This is a genomic window from Micromonospora sp. RTP1Z1, assembly GCF_033804685.1.
Lineage (GTDB): Bacteria > Actinomycetota > Actinomycetes > Mycobacteriales > Micromonosporaceae > Micromonospora.
Window position 1 is genome coordinate 1 of record NZ_JAPFQV010000055.1, and the last position, 14,611, is coordinate 14,611.

Consider the following 14,611-nt stretch of genomic DNA (forward strand, 5'->3'; position numbering starts at 1 on the left):
GGTGGGGGAGGGGCCGGCGCCAGCCGGCCCCTCCCCCACCGCCGCCGGCAGCCCGAGCGGCGCGAGCCCGGGCCCGCCCTCGGCCACCACCCCGCCGAGCCATCGTCCCCCGCCGACGTCCGCCGGTACGACGCCGCCGCCCGGCCCCGCCGAGCCGAGCCCGACGGGGACGATCACCGTGCAGCTCTGGTTCGTCCGGGACGGGAAGCTCGTGCCGACCCGGCGTACGCTGCCGGCCACTCTCGCCACGTCCCGGCTGGCGCTCACCGAGCTGGCCGCCGGACCGTCCCGGGCCGAGGCGGCGGCCGGCCTGACCACCCGGGTGCCCGCCGGTGGCCAGGTGGTGCGCATCGCCGGCGGGGTCGCCACGCTGGCCCCGCCGGCCGGTTTCGGCGACGGCGGCCCGGCGACCGTCCGGCTCCGCCGGGCTCAGGTGGTCTGGACGCTGACCCAGTTCGCCACCGTCCGCCGGGTCGCCTTCACCCCGTCCGACGCCGCGCCGACCGGGCGCGGCGACTACGCCGACCTGCTGCCGGCGATCGTGGTGACCGGCCCGTCGGTGGGCGACCGGCTCACCAGCCCGGTGACGGTGACCGGTACCGCGGAGGTCTTCGAGGCGACGGTCAGCGTCCGGATCCTGGACGCGGCGGGCCGGGAGATCGGCACGGGGTTCACCACGGCCGCCTGCGGCTCCGGCTGCCGCGGCGACTACCGGGCCACCGTCGGCTACCGGCTGGCCGCCACCGGGCCGGGAACCGTCGAGGTGTACGAGGTCTCGGCGCGCGACGGGAGCCGGATCAACGTGGTGGCGATCCCGGTCATGCTCGTCGCCGCCAGCAGGTGAGTGCGGGAGGCTGTCACTGCCACCGGGCGGTGAGCAGCGGAGCGGACGACCGCTCCGCGCGGCCGATCCGCAGATCCTCGAAGATCGTGTTCCGGGCCGCCCGCTCGACCTCGGCGTCGAGGTCGATCCCGAGTTCCGCCGACGCGTCGTGGCCCACCCCGATCAGCACCATCTCCACGCCTGCGTGGTCGAGGAACCTGGGCGGATCGAGTGGCGCGAACCGGCGGGTGGAGAAGCGCTCCTGCAGGTCGGCGGGGAGCTCCGCCCGACCCGGGCCGGGCAGACCGACTCCCGGCGGCGACGGCGCCCGCGGATTCTTCACCGTGACGATGTAACTCGCCTCCGGTTCGATCCGGAGCTCCTGCTGCGGCGGGCCGGTACGGTGGGGAAGCTCGAGCTGATACGCCAAATGAGTGTGGTCGTCGTGCCGGGTGAGGCAGTACGCGCCCTCAGCCACCGGCCGAGCCGGTGGCTGGAACCGCTCACCACGCGTCTTCGTCCCGTACCGGTGCGGTCGGAGCGCCTCGTAGAGCTCCTCCGGCCGGCTCACCACGGTGTCGACGAACGCCCAGAAACGGTCGTGCTCGTCGATCTCGGGCAGGCGCTTGCGGCCCACCACGAGCAGCCGCAGACGCCGTCGCCCGTGCCACGGATGCAACACCACCAGCAACCGCTGCACCTCGCTCAGCGATTCCACCTGCCGCTCGCCCACCCGCGGCCGGTAGAGGAAGTAGATGTCGCCGTCCTCCAGCAGCTCGCTCACGTCGCGACCGCTCGCCTACCGCGGCCCGACGGCGGGCGCCTCGTAGATCCAGTCCTCGGCGGCGCCCTCCGGCGCGCGCTCCGCCCGGCGGTATTCGAAGATCTCCGTGGTCTCGTGTGGTCCGTGGAGTTTCAGCGCGTACGACATCGGCGGGTCGTCCGCGTCCGGCACGTCCCAGCCCACGGTCTGCCCGTCGTACGGCCCGCCACGCAGGCGCAGGTTCACCTCGACCACCCTCCGACGGTAGCGAAGTCGGGTGCCGGGTGTGGACGAGACGCCTTCATCGCCGCGAATCGGTGAACCCTCGGTGAACCCCTGCGGAACGGATTCGTTTCGCAGGGGTTCTGCGACTTGGCTCATATTTCCGAGGCCAGAGCGAAGCAGCGTCCTCGTCGCCGCGGGCGTGGCCAGCCAGCTGCTGCCCCGCCTCGGCGCGAAGCCGCTGATGGTGGCCGGCGCGGTGCTCGCCGCCGCCGCGATGCTCTCGCTGACCCAGATCGACGTGGACACGTCCTTCGTCAGCCACCTGCTCCCCGCCCAGGTGATCCTCGGCATGGGCCTCGGCTTCACCTTCGTGCCGCTGTCCAGCCTCGCCCTGGTCGGGGTGCCCGAGCACGACGCGGGCGCCGCCAGCGCCACCCTCAACGCCACCCAGCAGGTCGGCGGATCACTCGGCACCGCCCTGCTGAACACCATGTACACCAGCGCGGTCACCGCGTACCTGGTCGGCCGGGTCCCCGACCCGATGACCCAGGTCAAGGCGCTGGTGCACGGCTACACCGTGGCGTTCGCCTGGGGCGCGGCGCTGATCCTGCTCTCCGAGCTGGCCACCCTGCTGCTGATCAAGGTCCGCAAGGAGCACCTGTCCACGGCCAACGCCGTGCACATGGGCTGACGACCCATACGCGCGCCCGATCGCCGGCCTTCCCGTCCCGGGGAGGCCGGCGATCGCGTACGAGCACATGTCGCCGGTCGAGGGCAGGGCCGGCGGCTGACCGCCCCCACCGCAGGAGTTGCGTCGCCGGACCCGGGGTCGAACCGGGCGGGCCGCCGTTATGAGCAGCAGCTGGACCCGCGTCCTCCGGCGGAGGACCACAGTGGATGCTTTCGCCGAAATCAACTTGTCAGAGGCGGGTCCTCCCGGCCGGGCGGATGGCGCCCTTCCGGGTCACCAGCACGTCCACGCCGTCGTACCTCTCCTCCGCCACGCAGTTGTGACGACAGTTTCCAGTGAGGATGTTGCCGTCAAGCGCGAAGGAATGCGTGTCGTCAACGACAGCGCAGAAGACTTCCTCAACCGCGTCGGTCTCGCGAACCTGGCGTACCGTCCAACCCCTCCGTTCAACGGCTTCACGGTTGCCGCCCCAGCGCTTGCGATGCTCCTCGTGGATGAAGAAATCGGCGGTCAGGTCAGCCCGAGAGATCCCCATGACACAGATCGAAGAATCTACTTCACCAAAACCCTTGCGCCACCTCGTACGGATCGGGAGGGTCCAGATGCCGAGGAGATCGCAAGCCGTCTTGAAGAACTCGAGATTACTGCGGTCGGCGGACCAAATCGACGGACGACCCGTCTTGCCAACGTCGCCATCGGCGGCAAAATAGCCAGCAAGCCAACTGTACAGCTCATCCGGATGGCTATCCAAGGGCGGACGCTCCAACTTCCACTCACGGGGCAGCCCTCCCAATCGCCGATACGACTTGATCTCGCCGCTCTCAAGCCGCTCGGCATCTACTTCCCGTGCAGGAAGATGCTTCTTGTGGTTAGGATCGCCGGGCGTATAGACGTAGTAGTAGCTATGCACCCGCTCCGCGTTGTCGAAGTAGGGGAGCAGTGCCTCGTCCTTACCGCCGTAGAAGTTGGCATGCGCAAGGCTGTGCCCGCTGATGGATCCGTCGCCGAAGACGAAGCCGCGGGCGACACCCCTACGATGAACCTTTAGCCTGGCAGGCCTCATCGGGAAGGTGTACGCCAGCCGATCACCCACACGAAGCCCAACTGTTGGTGCCTCAGCACGATTGTGGGCCACCTTGGGGCGCAGCAGCCAGCGGTGCTCCGCCGTCGCCCGGATGACTCTTTCCTCGCCATACCGGCCGACCGTCACCTCGAAGAGCCGCTGATGTCCGAAAGATTGAACCGGAGCCTTCACCCATCTGCCGCCCGCGGTCAGCAAGGTGTGCACACCGCCCGCCAACTCTTGGATGGGCCGAGAACCCGAGTCGGTCATAACCAGCGTCTCAGCCGCAAAGCATGAAATCGGTTGGCCATAGGTCACGTTCGGCAACTTGTCGTGGACCACGCCGCAGAGCAGGGCGAGCATGACCTCGCGGTTGCGCCGGGCGTACTCCTGGGCCCAGAAGAGGTCCCGGCGGTAGGCGTCCATCTCTGGCGTGCCGGTGAGGAACACCGCGAGGTCGCGGTCGGGCAGGTGGGCGTTGTGCGGCAGCCCGCGGGCCACCGCCATGTGCCGCGCGGCCAGCTCCTTGCCGATGTTGCGGGAACCGGAGTGCAACATCAGCCAGACCTGGCCGTCGTCCGGACCGCCCTGCTCGACGCAGACCTCGATGAAGTGGTTTTCTGCGGTTTTCGAGGTGACAACCTTGAACACTTCGACAACCCTAAAGCGGGCCCTGTCCTGCTGGTTGGCAGCCGTCCTCCGCTTGCAGAAACGAGCGAGTGTCAGATCGATCCGCCCTTCTGAGTCCGTTGGGATGACCGCGTGGTATCGGGCTAGTCCGAGGCGGCGGCTGCGGACGGCTACTCGGCACCGCGTAAAAAGGCGGTGACGCGGGTGGTGGCGGTGGCGTGAAGGGTAGCTACCGCCTCGACGCCCTCGCGTAGCGCCGCCCACAGCGCCGCAGCGTCGAACGGGTCGTCGATCGGGCGCGCGACCGCGAGGACGCCTTCCCACCATGACGTGGCTACCGCCCACACCGCGCGATCCCTGGACAGCATGGCGTCGCCCAGCACCTCACCGACGGCCTCGTCGAGGTCGGTGTCGTCCACGTCCGGGTGCTCGTCAACGCACCGCTGCCACAGCCGGCCGGCGTCGGCGTCGATACGCAACTGCCAGCCCTCGCCCGCGGCGGTGACGTCGAACCACGTCGGCAGGTCGTGGTCGGTGTCTTCACCCCCCGCTAGGCAGGGGATGCGCAGGGAACCGATCGGGTGGACGCGGACCATCTGGTACCCGAGGACACTCGCCGCCTGGCGCAGCTGGGCCGCAGGGCCGCCCTCCCAACGGACCCCCACTGGCAGCACTCCGCACAATCGTCCACCGATCGTCGCCCAGCGCGCGCCCGGAACGAGCACCCGCAGCGCTGCCGCAACGTCGTCGAAGGTGCCCGCTACCCACGGCGGCTCGCCCGCGTCCCACTCGATGTGGGGTTCGAGCAGGCAGGTGAGCAACACCTGCTCGGCGGCGACCTCATACGATGGGGCACCGTCGACGTGGGCCAGCACGTCGGCGATCGCCGACACCAGGTCACCAGCGGTCCAGGCGACCGGATGCCAGGCAATCGAGCCGCAGCCACAGCGAGTGGCCGGCGCGGCCGGGGACAGGTCGGCGTCGCAGCGGGGACAGGTCAGCCCGGCGGCGGCAGTCTGCCGGGCGTAGTCGTCGCGGATCGCCGCCAGATCTGCGGCGATCCGCCCAGGCGACCCGGCGAGGAACCCGGCCCAGCCGAAGTCGGTGTAGATCTTCACTGTCCACACCCGGCCCCGGCGGCCGCGTTCGGAGGCGGCGTCGGCGAGCTCCCAGCCGTCGGGACCGAGCTCGGCGGTGAGCGCGTCGACGACCGGCTGCCAGGCCGGCACGTCCGCGACCGGCGGCAGCGGCGGGGCGGGACGGTCGGCTGCGGCGGCGGCGAGCGCCGCGGCACGCCAGAGCGAGCGCGCCTCGGCCGGGGTCGGCTCGCTGACGGTGTGGCCGGTGAAATATCCGGCGACGTTCGGGGTGACGGTCACGACGTGACCGGCGGGCACGACCAACGAGGCCGGCGGACCGGGGAGGCGGTGCCGGGCGCACACCAGCGCGTCGAAGCCGCGGACCAGCACCGCGCGCACAGACCGCGTGTAGCCGCACTCGGCGCAGGTGACGCTGACCTTCTCCCGGCTGTTCGGCACGATTCGTCCTCCCTCGCGCGTCCGTGCGCGTCCACGCTACCGCCGGGGTAAGACAGCGCGGTTCGCCGCGATCTGCGACCCGCATGCGCCGTGTAGAGCGGCGCTCTTTCCACTGAGCCACCGGGGCGTACGACCGGCGCCCCCCTCGGGCGCCGGTCGGTCTAACCCTTCACGCAGACCACCTGCTTGAGTTGCGCGACCACCTCGACCAGGTCGTCCTGCTGCGCCATCACCTTGGTGATGTCCTTGTACGCGCCGGGGATCTCGTCGACCACCCCGGCGTCCTTGCGGCACTCCACGCCGGCGGTCTGCCGGACCAGGTCCGCGGTGCTGTACGTCCGCTTCGCCTGACCCCGCGACATCCGCCGCCCGGCCCCGTGCGAGGCCGAGCAGTACGCGTCCGGGTTGCCCTTGCCGCGCACGATGTACGAGCCGGTGCCCATCGACCCCGGGATGATGCCCAGGTCCCCCCGGCCGGCGCGGATGGCGCCCTTCCGGGTCACCAGCACGTCCACGCCGTCGTACGTCTCCTCCGCCACGTAGTTGTGGTGAGAGCTGATCGGCTCCCCGTACGTGACGTGCGGGAACTGGTCCCGGACCACGCCGCAGAGCAGGGCCAGCATGACCTCGCGGTTGCGCCGGGCGTACTCCTGGGCCCAGAAGAGGTCCCGGCGGAAGGCGTCCATCTCTGGCGTGCCGGTGAGGAACACCGCGAGGTCGCGGTCGGGCAGGTGGGCGTTGTGCGGCAGCCCGCGGGCCACCGCCATGTGCCGCTCGGCCAGCTCCTTGCCGATGTTGCGGGAACCGGAGTGCAACATCAGCCAGACCTGGCCGTCGTCCGGGCCGCCCTGCTCGACGCACACCTCGATGAAGTGGTTGCCGCCGCCGAGGGTGCCCATCTGTTGCTGGGCCCGGTGCTCCAGCTGCGCCACCTTCCGGTCCAGCTCACCGAAGCGCCGCCAGAACGCGTCCCAACCGGCCTGCTCCAGGCCCCGGACCCGGCGCGGGTCGACCGGGTCGTTCCGCTTGGCGAAGCCGACCGGGATGGCCGCCTCGATGGCCGAACGCAGCGGGACGAGGTCGTCGGGCAGGTCGGCCGCGGTGAGCGAGGTCCGCACGGCCGACATGCCGCAGCCGATGTCGACGCCGACCGCCGCGGGCGAGACGGCCTGCCGCATCGCGATGACCGACCCGACGGTGGCGCCCTTGCCGAAGTGCACGTCCGGCATGACGGCGACGCCCTGCACCCAGGGCAGTGCGCCGATGTTGCGCAGCTGCTGCGCGGCCTGCGGCTCGATGCCGTACGGGTCGGTCCAGACCCGTACCGGCGCCCGGGTCCCGGCCAGCGGGGTGTAACCCATCGTCGTCTCCTCGTGTCGGGGGTGTTCGAGCGGCTGGCCGGATTCGAACCGGCGATCTTCACCATGGCGAGGTGACGCGCTGCCTGACTGCGCTACAGCCGCGAGGGCGGTCCCGGGGTGGGACCAGGCGTAGGCCGTACGGGGCTCGAACCCGTAACCGCCCGGCTGAGAACCGGGTGAGCTGCCAGTTGCTCCAACGGCCCGTGCGGGACGGCGGACGCCGTCCCGGTGAAGTCCGGGACCGGGGAATCGAACCCCGTGTCTCTCGCGCCCAAGGCGAGCCGGTCAGCCAGCTCCCTCGGCCCGGATGTGTCGCCCCGGCCGGCGCGTCAGGGCGCCGGCCGGGTCAGTGTTCATGCCATCCACTGTGGAGTTGAGAAGGTGCGACGTCGCCGGCCGCGGCCGGGACATGCGAGCAGGGGCGACAGGATTCGAACCTGCAACCGTCGGGTTTGGAATCCGGTGCTCTACCGGGTTGAGCTACGCCCCTGGGCGGGAGCGGGCGACGAAAAAGCCGCCCGGTCCCTTCGCGGGGCGGGCGGCTGCGCGTGTCGCGCTGGCGCTAGTCGCGCCGCCACCCCGATTGCCACCGCTGCCGCCGGCAGAGACCCAGGCCTCGCTCGCCGGCGGGCAGCAACGCACCACCGCGCGGCATGGGCCGCGGGGTTTTGGTGCGAAGGTGCTGCGTCACGGCGTGCTCCCCTGGGTTGATCCGGTCGACGTTGCCCGTTGACGGTAAGTCGCCCGCGGATGTGGCGCAATGGATATTCGGCGGTCACGCTTCGGCGAGCGCCGAAGGATCGCAGCCGTAGCCTGCCGGGAACCAGCGGGAGGAGCGGCCGGCGGTGGAGTGGAAGCGGCGGGTGGCGGAGCGGTTCCGCGAGGTCAACGGGGAGCACCCGATGACGGCGGCGGACGACGCGTACGTCAGCGGGCAGTTCGTGGTCCTCGACGAGCTGTGCGCGGCGACCGGGCGGGACCCGGACGACGTACGCCGGCTGATGCTGGACCGGCGGCTGCCGCTGCCGGGCTATCTGCGCTCGGACGGCGCGGAGATGGTCCCGGCGGACCTGTTGGCGCTGGCCGAGCGGGCGGGCGGCCCGGAGCGGCTGGCCGACTGGTTCGTCGGGCACTGGGCCGACCCGGCGCAGGGCGTGACGGAGTGGGACGGCTACCTCAGCGGCCGGTACGTCTGCCTGCGTTCGGTCACGCCGGACAGCATCCGGCGCAAGGACGAGCTGACCGCGGCGATCCGGTCGGCGCCGGACGAGCCGGACGCCGGGTCGGCGGCCTGGTCGGTGCGGCTGCACGCGTTGGTCGACGAGCTGGACGCGCTGGAGCCGGCGTTCACCGGCTACGACCGGCTCCGGTTCGGCGGGCCGACCTCCCGGGACACCTGCGTCGACGCGGTGCGGGCCCGCCACCCCCGCCGCGCGGCGGTCACCGGTCCTGGGCCGCTCCGGTGACCCGGCGCGCCACCGCCAGCAGGTAGTCCTTGCGGTTGAGCGGGTCGTGGTCCCAGCGGGCCCGGCGCGGCGCCGGCCCGCGCACCGGCCGATAGTGGTCGAACTCCGACTCCAGCATCCCCTCGCCGCGGGACAGCGACGGCAGGCGCTGCTCCAGCGCGTGCACCCGACCGGCCGGCACCTCACCCTCCACCACGTACGACGAGCCGCGCGCCGTGGAGCCGCGGGGTACCGCGCCGAGTCCGGCCAGCACCGGCAGCACCGCGCCGAACAGGTCCGCCGGCACATCCAGACGGAACCGGTGCATCGGCTCGTGCACCCGGGTGCCGGCCCGGGTGAGGGCGTCCATCAGGACCAGCGGGGTCAGGTTGCGGAAGTCCCCGGCGGTGCTGGACATGCTCTTGTCGAACACGCCGTGCGAGTGGCTCTGCCGGGCCCAGTACCCGCCGTGGGTCAGGGTGACCACGCAGTCGATCACCTCCCAGCCGCGCAGGCCCTGCCGCAGGGTCTCCCGGACCGTCTCCTCGATGGCCTTGAGGAAGGCCAGCGGCATCGAGCCGAGTTCGATGCCGAGGCGGAACTCCACCCCGCTGTCGACCGGGCCCGGCTCGATCCGCAGCCCGACGGTGCCGAGGAAGGGGTTCGGCTCCCGGCCGATCCACTCCACGGCGGAGCCGACGCCGACCGGACGTTCCACGCAGACGGTGGTGGTCTCGCGGAAGTCGACCCGCACGCCGTACTCGTCGGCGAGGGTGGCCTGGATGACCTCCTTCTGCACCTCGCCGTAGAGCGACACGGCGATCTCCTGCCGGATGTCGTCCTGCCGCAGGTTGATCAGCGGATCCTGCTCGGCGAGCTGGGTGAGGGCCGAGTGCAGGGCCGCCCGGTCGACGGCCCGGCACGGCACCACCACCGTCTCCAGGGTCGGCGGGGCGAAGTGGTGGCGTCCGGCCGGCCCGTCGGGCGGCGTACCGAGGAAGTCGCCGACGCGGACGTCGGCCAGGCCCCACAGCCGGGCGATCCGGCCGGCGCCCACCGACGGGCCCGGCACGGCGGTGCCGGCCTCGAAGACGCTGATCGCGGTGACCCTGGCCGTCGCGTCCCCGCGGAACGGGACCCGGTCGCGGACCCGCAGGGTGCCGGCGAAAATCCGGGCGTACGCGATCTTTTCGCCGGCCGGCCCGCGCTCGACCTTGAAGACCGTGCCGCGGAGCGGGGCGTCCGCGTCGCCCTCACCCGCCGGCAGCAGCTCGACGACGCCGGCGATCAGCGCCTCGACTCCGGTCCCGGTGATCGCCGAGCCGGCGAAGACCGGGTGCACCCGCGCCCGCGCGGTCTGCGCGGCGAGCGCCCGGCGCAGCCGGCGCCGGGTCAGCGCGCGCTCGTCCTCGACGTACACGGCGAGCAGCGCGTCGTCGTGCGCGGAGAGCAGGTCGACGAGGCGCTCGGCGTGGCCCGGATCGTCGGGGTCGAAGGGGAGGCAGCGGGCGGCCGCGGTGCCGGGGGCGTCGACCCGTCCGGTGGCGATGACGGCCGGGGTGAGCTTCTCGGCGATCTGGCGCAGCACCCGTTCCGGGTCGGCGCCGGCGCGGTCGACCTTGTTGACGAAGATCAGCACGGGGATGCCCAGCCGGTGCAGCGTCCGCATCAGCACCCGGGTCTGGGCCTGGACGCCCTCGACCGCGGAGACGACCAGCACTGCGCCGTCGAGCACGCCGAGCACCCGTTCCACCTCGGCGATGAAGTCGGGGTGGCCGGGAGTGTCGATCAGGTTGACGGTGACACCGTCGACCACGAAGGAGACCACCGCGGAGCGGATCGTGATGCCGCGCTGCCGTTCCAGCGCCATCGTGTCGGTACGGGTGCTGCCGTCGTCGACGCTGCCGAGCTCGTCGATGACGCCGGCGCTGTGCAGCAGCCGCTCCGTCAGGCTCGTCTTACCGGCGTCGACATGTGCCAGGATTCCCAAGTTCAAAGTCTTCACGCAGCGTCATGTCCTCTGGGTAGGTGGCGATTCCCTTCTGGTGGGACATGGACGCTGCGCGCATTGCCTTGCTCCTCTGCTCGGGATTCCTGATCGGATTGCAGCAGCCGACCGGGGGGGCCGGCAACCGATTAACCCTTCCGCCGGTCAGTCCGGTCGGCCGTGAGGGCGGTCAGGCGCTGGTGGTCGTGATGGCGGTTGGCGCGGTGTGGAAACCGCTTCTTGAGACGCGCTACCGGAGGAGCGCGTCGCCTGTCGTCGCTATTGCGCCAGGCGGTGCGTCTCGACGTAGTGCGGGTTGGTCATCACGCCGAGCACGTTGCCGAACGGGTCGACGACCGAGGCGGTGACGAAGCCGTGCCCGCGGTCGCGCAGCGGGTCGTGCACGGCGGCACCGGCGGCCAGCAGGCGGTCGAGGGCCGCCGCCACGTCGTCGACGTGCCAGTAGACGACCGCGCCGCCCGGCCGGTCGGCCGCTCCCGCCGGCGCGAAACGGCGGTCGATCAGGCCCAACTCGTCCTGGTGGTCACCGAGGCGGAACTCGTAGTAGGCGGGGCTGCCATCCGGGCCGGACCGTTCGAAGTAGGGCTCGAGGCCGAGCAGGTCCGCGTACCAGGCGCGGGCGGCCGGCAGGTCGTCGGCGTCGCTGCGCAGACTCGGCCGGAAGCCGGTCTGCCGCGTCCTTTACCGGACCTGAGCGACCGGCGGGCGGACCCTGATCTGCTCCATGAAGGGGAAGCGCGTGGTGAGGTCGGCGAGGCTCGCGCCGGCCCGCCAGGCGGCGGCCACCTGGACGACCTGCACCAGGTCGGTGGTGTCACCGCGGGCCTGGACCTCCCCCGTCACCCTGATGTCGATCATGAAGTATCGGGCCTCGGCGCCCAGTCCGACGCAGACGGTGCCCCGTTCGGAGGTCAGCTCGGCACAGGTGAAGCGGCTGCGGCCCTGCTCGGGAGCGGACACCCGGCCGACGTCGAGCTGGTGCTGGGCGGCCGCCTCGGTGAGCCCGGACGCCAGCCCACCCCGTTCGACCAGGTCGGGATAGAGACGCACACCCAGCGCCGTCGACACGTCGCTCATGACTGACTCCCACTTCCTCGTGACAGAGACCAGCAGCGCGCAGGTTACGCGGAGGTTTCCAGGGCGCGCCTGGCCATCCTGTCCCTCCTGGACCGCGAGGGCAATAGGAAGCCTCGATTCGCCCGCCATCGGGGCGAAACACCTTGACACCTAGAAACCCTAGGCCTAGCGTGCCTTGGTATGAGCATGGACCTACGCGGGCATCTGGACCTGCTGATCCTGGCCGCGCTGCGGCACACCGGTCCGACCCACGGCTACGCCCTGATCCAGGCCCTCCGGGACCGCTCCGACGGCACCTTCGACCTGCCGGAGGGCACCGTCTACCCCGCGCTGCACCGGCTGGAACGCGCCGGCCTGGTGGCCAGCGCGTGGAACGACGACACCGGCCGCCGCCGCCGGTGCTACGAACTGACCGACCAGGGCCGCGCGGCGCTGGCGGCGAAGCAGTCCGAATGGCACGCCCTCGTCCGCGGCGTCGCCGCGATCCTCACACCGGCCCAGGGAGCACCGGCATGAACGAATCTCCGATCGACGCGTACCTCGACCGGCTCTTCGACCGGCTGGCCGGCACCGGCACCGGCGGGCGGCGGGCCCTGGTGGAGGCCGAGGACCACCTGCACAGCGCGGCGGCCCAGGCCGTCGCGGAGGGGTCCGACCGCGCCGAGGCCGAGCGGCTCGCCGTGGCCCGCTTCGGCGACGCCACCGACATCGCCGCCCAGCTGCGGCGCGCCCACATCTCCACCGCCGACGTGCTGCGCCGGGCCTTCGCCGGCGCCTGGCTGCTCGGGGCGGTCGGCCTACTGGCGATCGGCGTCAGTGGGCTGCTCGCCGAGGCGCTGGGGCGGCTCTTCGGTCCGCACCTGGTCGCTGGCGACACGGCGGGGGTTACCTACACCGCCGAGCGCTGCGCGGAGTACCTGCGACTGTCGCCCGGCGCGCCGACCTGTGCCCGCGCCGCCGAGCTGCACCACTGGGGCGAGGTGGTGGAGTACCGGGTGGCGGCCGGCCTGCTCGGGCTGCTCGCGCTCGCCCTCTACGTCGCCGTACGCCGGCGGGGGCCGCTGCGCGGGCCGCGCTGGGCACCACCGACGGGGCCGGTGGCCCTGGTCGCCACGACCGTGTTCGGACTGGCGGCGGCGCTGCTCGCGCTCCCGGTGCTGGCCCAGGCCGCGTTCGGCGACCCGGCCGGCATCGGGGCGAACCTCTCCGCCGGAGTGGTCGCGGCGGCCGTCACCGTGGCGGCGGCCGTCGGCGGGCTGCACCGCATCCGGACCGCCGGCTGAGTTCCGCACGACCGGCGCGCCCGCCCTGTCGCCACCCGTCCAGCACGTGGCGACAGGGCGGACCGCGCGTAGCATGCACGCCCATGGCGCGGATCCGCTGTGACTTCTTCTCCGAGGCGCTGGGCGTGGGCACCTCAATGACGGTCCTCCTGCCGGAGCGGACGTCGTCGCAGATCGGCATGGCGGGCAGCGCCGCGGCGGGCGACCCGCCGGTGCTCTACCTGTTGCACGGGCTGACCGACGACGACACGATCTGGACCCGGCGCACGGCGATCGAGCGGTACGTCGCGCCGCTCGGGCTGGCCGTGGTGATGCCGAACGCAGGCCGCAGCTTCTACACCGACGAGGAGCACGGCAACCGGTACTGGACCTTCCTCAGCGCCGAACTGCCCGAGGTCTGCCGCTCGTTCTTCCGGCTCTCCGACCGGCGGGAGGACACCTTCGTCGCCGGGCTGTCGATGGGCGGGTACGGCGCGATGAAGTGGGCGCTGCGCGACCCGGGGCGGTTCGCGGCGGCGGCCAGCCTCTCCGGCGCGCTCGACGTGGCCGAGCGGCGGGAGCACCCGACCAGCCCGGTGGACCCGGCGGTCTGGCACACCGTCTGGGGCGACCGGCAGGTGCCCGGCACCGACGACGACACGGTCGCGCTGCTGGAGCGCGCGGGCGACGACCTGCCCGCGCTCTACGTCGCCTGCGGCACCGAGGACTTCCTTTACGAGGACAACACCCGCTTCGTCGAGACGGCCCGCCGGCGCGGGGTGCCGCTCACCGTGGACTTCTCCCCCGGCACCCACGACTGGGCGTACTGGGACGCGAAGATCCAGGACGTGCTGGCCTGGCTCCCGCTGCGGCGCGACGGCGACGACGTCAGCGGTCGCTGAGCGGAGTCCCCGGCTCGGTCAGCGATCGGTACGGCACCGCACCTCCGGCCGGGGACCGGAGGTGCGCGGGGGTTCACGCCGCGGCCGGAGGGCCCGCCGGCCGGGCCGAGGTCCCGGCCAGCGGTGACCCTCTCACCGGGCAGTCACGGCCAGCGCGGCGACAGCGGCGACCCCGACGGTCAGCCCGGACTCGTCGCGCCGCGGGTCAGACGCCGACTGTGCCGTCGATGGACTCGCGGAGGAAGTCGGCGTGGCCGTTGTGCCGGGCGTACTCGTGCATCATGTGCAGCATCACCAGCCGCAGCGACACGTCCTCACCCCAGCGGACCTGGTGGCCGGTCACGTCCAGCGACTCCGCCCCCCGCTCGATGCGGCGGGCGTGCTCGACCTCCCGCTGCCATGCCTCGAACGCCTCCGAACGGCTGGCCCCGGTCGCGTCGTACGCCTCCTGGTAATCGCCGGCCTCCGACCAGACCAGCGGGACGTCCTCGGCGTTGATCACGCGGCGGAACCAGGCGCGCTCCACCTCGGCCATGTGCCGGACCAGACCGAGCAGCGACAGCGTCGAGGGCGGGGAGGACTGCCGGCGCAGCTCCTCGTCGCTGAGGCCCGCGCACTTCAGGGCCAGCGTGGCGCGGTGGAAGTCGAGGAAGGCGCGCAGCGTCTCCCGCTCGCCGGCCAGCAGGGGCGGGCCGATCCGTTCGGTATCCACGAGGGATCCTTCCTGGGACGACGGGAGGGCCACCGGCCTGCCCGCCGAGGGTTGGCAGGGTTGCCCGGGGAGCCTAGTCTCGGCCGATCGATCCACCTCTGAAGGGATCAT

14 protein-coding genes, 4 tRNA genes and 2 pseudogenes are annotated in these 14,611 nt (G+C 72.1%); 6 read left to right on the forward strand and 14 right to left on the reverse strand.

Annotated features, from left to right (window positions below; translation table 11 throughout):
- The first annotated feature begins 178 nt into the window (after nt 1-178).
- Nucleotides 179-844, forward strand: coding sequence for a Gmad2 immunoglobulin-like domain-containing protein (locus SLP03_RS23645; protein ID WP_319462820.1), 666 nt, complete (start codon nt 179-181; stop codon nt 842-844).
- A 13-nt stretch (nt 845-857) separates the two neighbouring features.
- Here SLP03_RS23645 and SLP03_RS23650 read toward each other — a convergent pair whose 3' ends face one another.
- Together SLP03_RS23650 and SLP03_RS23655 are read right to left on the reverse strand one after the other, a co-directional pair.
- The gene (locus SLP03_RS23650; protein WP_319462821.1) at nt 858-1,607 is read right to left on the reverse strand and encodes a hypothetical protein; all 750 of its coding nucleotides are present in this window, start codon (nt 1,605-1,607) and stop codon (nt 858-860) included.
- Between the two features lie 15 nt (nt 1,608-1,622).
- Nucleotides 1,623-1,841, reverse strand: coding sequence for a hypothetical protein (locus tag SLP03_RS23655; protein WP_319462822.1), 219 nt, complete (start codon nt 1,839-1,841; stop codon nt 1,623-1,625).
- A gap of 169 nt (nt 1,842-2,010) precedes the next feature.
- On the opposite strand from SLP03_RS23655, the gene SLP03_RS23660 reads away from it, so the two are divergent.
- Nucleotides 2,011-2,502, forward strand: a complete 492-nt coding sequence (locus SLP03_RS23660; protein ID WP_413644739.1) for an MFS transporter — start codon at nt 2,011-2,013, stop codon at nt 2,500-2,502.
- A gap of 613 nt (nt 2,503-3,115) precedes the next feature.
- On the opposite strand, the pseudogene SLP03_RS31730 reads toward SLP03_RS23660, so the two are convergent.
- From SLP03_RS31730 to SLP03_RS23695, 8 genes and pseudogenes are all read right to left on the reverse strand, one after another.
- Nucleotides 3,116-3,835: pseudogene (locus tag SLP03_RS31730) on the reverse strand (hypothetical protein); the annotation flags it as partial.
- 21 nt (nt 3,836-3,856) lie between these two features.
- A pseudogene (locus SLP03_RS23665) lies at nt 3,857-4,183 on the reverse strand (RtcB family protein); the annotation flags it as partial.
- A 182-nt stretch (nt 4,184-4,365) separates the two neighbouring features.
- Nucleotides 4,366-5,733 carry a hypothetical protein gene (locus SLP03_RS23670; protein WP_319462824.1) on the reverse strand — a complete coding sequence of 456 codons (1,368 nt, stop codon included), beginning with the start codon at nt 5,731-5,733 and terminating at the stop codon, nt 4,366-4,368.
- A 161-nt stretch (nt 5,734-5,894) separates the two neighbouring features.
- Nucleotides 5,895-7,094: an RtcB family protein gene (locus SLP03_RS23675; RefSeq protein WP_319462825.1), complete on the reverse strand. Its 1,200-nt coding sequence runs from the start codon at nt 7,092-7,094 to the stop codon at nt 5,895-5,897.
- Between the two features lie 28 nt (nt 7,095-7,122).
- Nucleotides 7,123-7,196: transfer RNA gene (locus SLP03_RS23680), tRNA-Gly, on the reverse strand.
- A gap of 28 nt (nt 7,197-7,224) precedes the next feature.
- Nucleotides 7,225-7,297, reverse strand: a tRNA-Glu gene (locus SLP03_RS23685).
- A 31-nt stretch (nt 7,298-7,328) separates the two neighbouring features.
- Nucleotides 7,329-7,401: transfer RNA gene (locus SLP03_RS23690), tRNA-Pro, on the reverse strand.
- Between the two features lie 109 nt (nt 7,402-7,510).
- Nucleotides 7,511-7,584, reverse strand: a tRNA-Trp gene (locus SLP03_RS23695).
- 355 nt (nt 7,585-7,939) lie between these two features.
- On the opposite strand from SLP03_RS23695, the gene SLP03_RS23700 reads away from it, so the two are divergent.
- Nucleotides 7,940-8,560: a DUF6058 family natural product biosynthesis protein gene (locus tag SLP03_RS23700; RefSeq protein WP_319462826.1), complete on the forward strand. Its 621-nt coding sequence runs from the start codon at nt 7,940-7,942 to the stop codon at nt 8,558-8,560.
- Here the strand turns inward: SLP03_RS23700 and SLP03_RS23705 are convergent.
- From SLP03_RS23705 to SLP03_RS23715, 3 genes are all read right to left on the reverse strand, one after another.
- Entirely contained in the window at nt 8,535-10,529 is a 1,995-nt protein-coding gene (locus tag SLP03_RS23705; protein ID WP_319462827.1) for a translation factor GTPase family protein, read from the reverse strand. The two genes, SLP03_RS23700 and SLP03_RS23705, sit on opposite strands and share 26 nt — an antisense overlap.
- Before the next feature lie 276 nt (nt 10,530-10,805).
- Nucleotides 10,806-11,198, reverse strand: a complete 393-nt coding sequence (locus tag SLP03_RS23710) for a VOC family protein (RefSeq protein ID WP_319462858.1) — start codon at nt 11,196-11,198, stop codon at nt 10,806-10,808.
- 30 nt (nt 11,199-11,228) lie between these two features.
- Entirely contained in the window at nt 11,229-11,624 is a 396-nt protein-coding gene (locus SLP03_RS23715) for a hypothetical protein (RefSeq protein ID WP_319462828.1), read from the reverse strand.
- A gap of 180 nt (nt 11,625-11,804) precedes the next feature.
- Between SLP03_RS23715 and SLP03_RS23720 the strand changes: the two genes are divergently transcribed.
- The 3 genes from SLP03_RS23720 (at nt 11,805) to SLP03_RS23730 (ending at nt 13,788) form a co-directional block, all read left to right on the forward strand.
- The gene (locus SLP03_RS23720) at nt 11,805-12,140 is read left to right on the forward strand and encodes a PadR family transcriptional regulator (protein WP_319462829.1); all 336 of its coding nucleotides are present in this window, start codon (nt 11,805-11,807) and stop codon (nt 12,138-12,140) included.
- A complete protein-coding gene (locus tag SLP03_RS23725; protein ID WP_319462830.1) occupies nt 12,137-12,907 on the forward strand; it encodes a permease prefix domain 1-containing protein in 771 nt (256 codons plus the stop codon). Before SLP03_RS23720 ends, SLP03_RS23725 begins: the two co-directional genes overlap by 4 nt.
- An 83-nt stretch (nt 12,908-12,990) precedes the next feature.
- Nucleotides 12,991-13,788: an alpha/beta hydrolase family protein gene (locus tag SLP03_RS23730; protein WP_319462831.1), complete on the forward strand. Its 798-nt coding sequence runs from the start codon at nt 12,991-12,993 to the stop codon at nt 13,786-13,788.
- A gap of 205 nt (nt 13,789-13,993) precedes the next feature.
- Here the strand turns inward: SLP03_RS23730 and SLP03_RS23735 are convergent, their stop codons facing one another.
- The gene (locus SLP03_RS23735) at nt 13,994-14,500 is read right to left on the reverse strand and encodes a DinB family protein (protein WP_319462832.1); all 507 of its coding nucleotides are present in this window, start codon (nt 14,498-14,500) and stop codon (nt 13,994-13,996) included.
- Between the last annotated feature and the right edge of the window lie 111 nt (nt 14,501-14,611).